Origin of the sequence: Mycobacterium sp. (assembly GCF_035603715.1) — a bacterium.
In the GTDB taxonomy this organism is placed as follows: domain Bacteria; phylum Actinomycetota; class Actinomycetes; order Mycobacteriales; family Mycobacteriaceae; genus Mycobacterium.
The window spans coordinates 1-2,232 of sequence record NZ_DATNJW010000402.1 but is presented as its reverse complement, the minus strand read 5'-3'; the positions used below and the strand labels follow the sequence as shown (position 1 = coordinate 2,232).

The window sequence follows — 2,232 nt, the reverse complement described above, 5'->3', positions numbered from 1 at the left end:
TCGACGGCGGGCCGGTGAGGTATCGCCGGACCGCAGCCCAACGGTGATCTCCGGCGCGGGCAGTCCCCGTTGTGCGGCGACCCGGGCCATCCCGGCCAGCGGTGTGCGCAGGTTGCGCTCGACGTCGACGGCCAGCGCCTTCAGCGGCGACACGTAGAGCACGCGGGTGCCGGCAGACCGCTCACTGCGCGGTGCACCAGCCAGCGCGTCGATGGCCCACAGAAACGCGGCCAGCGTCTTACCGGAACCGGTCGGAGCGATGACCAGTGTGTTATGGCCGTCGGCGATCGCCGACCAGGCTTCGGATTGCGCGGGGGTGGGCGCCGCGAATGTACCGGCAAACCAGTCGCGGGTGACGACGCTGAACCGTGCGAGCGCGTCGTCAGGTACGGGGGTCACCCAGCCATCATGACAACGGGCTACGACAAAGGGTGTTAGCGCTGGTCGGGCGCCATCGGCTTGGCCAGCCGATCGGGAATGTTGTCCACCCGGATGATCGCGTCGAGCAGCGCATGAGCGCAGGTATCGCTGAGGTGGCCCGCGTCGGTCTCGGGGTGAATGATGCGTTGCCGGCACACCTCGAAGGTCAGCGCCAGCCAACCGTGGATGACGATCCGCAGGTCGCGTTCGACGACGGGGTCGAGCGGATTGCCCGATCCGTCGACCTCCATGACGCGGCTCATGATGTGTTCCATCTGGCGGTCCTTGGCCTCGTCATCGATGCCGAGTAAGACCGGATCGGAGCGGCCGAGCCCGACATATGCCGCCCACGCGGCATGCGGGTGCTCTTGGTGATATTGCATATAGGCAAGGACACCGCCGCGCACCTCTTCGAAGAGGTTCTGACCGGGCGTCGCGGGGGTGTTGGTGGTTTCGAACAGCTGATCGGCTTGCCCTTTGACGACGGCGGCGAAGAACGCCCGCTTGTCGGGGAAGTAGTGGTACATCAGCGCCCGGGACACGCCGGCCCGCTCGGCGATCTCGTCGATGCGGACCTCGTCGTAGGGCCGTTGTCCGAAGACCTCCGCGCCTAATGCCAGCAACTCGGCGCGGCGATCATCCGGCGATAGCCGGCGCCGGGGAGTTCGCATAGAGCAGATGGTACTGGTCGATCCTTTGCGCAGGTCCTCAACGCCCGGGATGCCACTGCAAACTTCATATTGCCTGGGTGCCCGCCAATTCCCGATCAGCGCCCCGGGTCCGTCGCGAAGCCCTTACCGCCGGTCTACCAGCATGTTCGCGACCTCAGCGAAGAAGTCGGCGGTTCGCGGTACTGCTCCGCGACATGCGCCGGGCAACGCGCTGACCGGGATCTCAGGCGCTGGCGGGCCGCGTGCGCCATAGAATCGGAGCGCCATGGATGCCAGAAGCAAGCCCACCCGCCAGGGGCTGAGTCAGCGCATCGGTGTCCTGGTTGACGGTTTCGAGACTGTGATTTACGCCATCGCCTTCGTACTCCTGGTCGCGGCCGCCGTGCTGGTGGTGATCGGCGGCGGAGAGGCTGTCCGGGAGGCGGCGACTCATAAGGTCAACACGCTGCAGGGTGGCGTCCTGGTTCTGGACCGAGTCTTGATGGTGCTGATCATCGCGGAGATCGCGGCGACCCTGCGCGCGGTACTGCTCTATCACGAAATCGCCGCGGAGCCTTTCCTTTTCATCGGGCTGATTGCCTGCGTACGACGGATCCTGATCGTGACCGCAGCATCCGAACAGGTCCACTCGGACAAAGAACTAGACCGCCTGCTGTTCGAACTCGGCGCACTGGGACTTCTGGTCATCGGCATCGCCGCGGCGATCTTCATGATCCGGTACAGCTCGCGACGCGCAGAGCCGGCGCATGCCGAGGATGGCTGAGCTCACCTCGGACGACTGGTTTATCGGCCTCGGCCACAGGGGTATACGGATGTGGCGCGTGTGTCCGCGCGTGACAGCGACAGAGGATCCCCGATGCAAACACAACATCACCCCTCAACCGGTGACCGCCTTGGGCGCGAAGACCACCAAGTGCATGCCGCTGTCAGGTTCGGTGTCCTTGCCGGGGCCGCCGGGCTGGCATTTCTGGTCGTCGGCGCACTGTGGGACAGCACCTGTAAGGGTGCGATGTCCGTCGACACGGTGGCATGTGGCGCCCCGCAGCTGACCATCCTGGCCTTCGGTGCCCCGGTGATCCTGCTGATCGCGGGAATCTGGGCCTTCGTGCGTACCTACCGTGTCTGGCGTGATCACGGAGTT

The 2,232-nt window shown here is 65.5% G+C and carries 4 protein-coding genes; 2 read left to right on the top strand and 2 right to left on the bottom strand.

Translation table 11 applies throughout. The annotated features are described in order from the left end of the window. Together VN856_RS16640 and VN856_RS16635 are read right to left on the bottom strand one after the other, a co-directional pair. Window positions 1–399 (bottom strand): DEAD/DEAH box helicase (locus VN856_RS16640; protein ID WP_325690934.1); only part of this gene is annotated, 399 nt, incomplete at its 3' end. A 35-nt stretch (window positions 400–434) separates the two neighbouring features. Then, complete coding sequence (locus VN856_RS16635) at window positions 435–1,091, bottom strand: TetR/AcrR family transcriptional regulator (RefSeq protein ID WP_325690932.1); 657 nt, start codon at window positions 1,089–1,091, stop codon at window positions 435–437. Window positions 1,092–1,356: 265 nt separating this feature from the next. Here VN856_RS16635 and VN856_RS16630 point away from each other — a divergent pair, with 265 nt between their 5' ends. Both VN856_RS16630 and VN856_RS16625 read left to right on the top strand, forming a co-directional pair. Beyond that, window positions 1,357–1,854, top strand: a complete 498-nt coding sequence (locus VN856_RS16630; protein WP_325690930.1) for a phosphate-starvation-inducible PsiE family protein — start codon at window positions 1,357–1,359, stop codon at window positions 1,852–1,854. Between the two features lie 93 nt (window positions 1,855–1,947). Further along, the coding region (locus VN856_RS16625) for a hypothetical protein (RefSeq protein ID WP_325690928.1) at window positions 1,948–2,232 on the top strand (285 nt) is incomplete at its 3' end.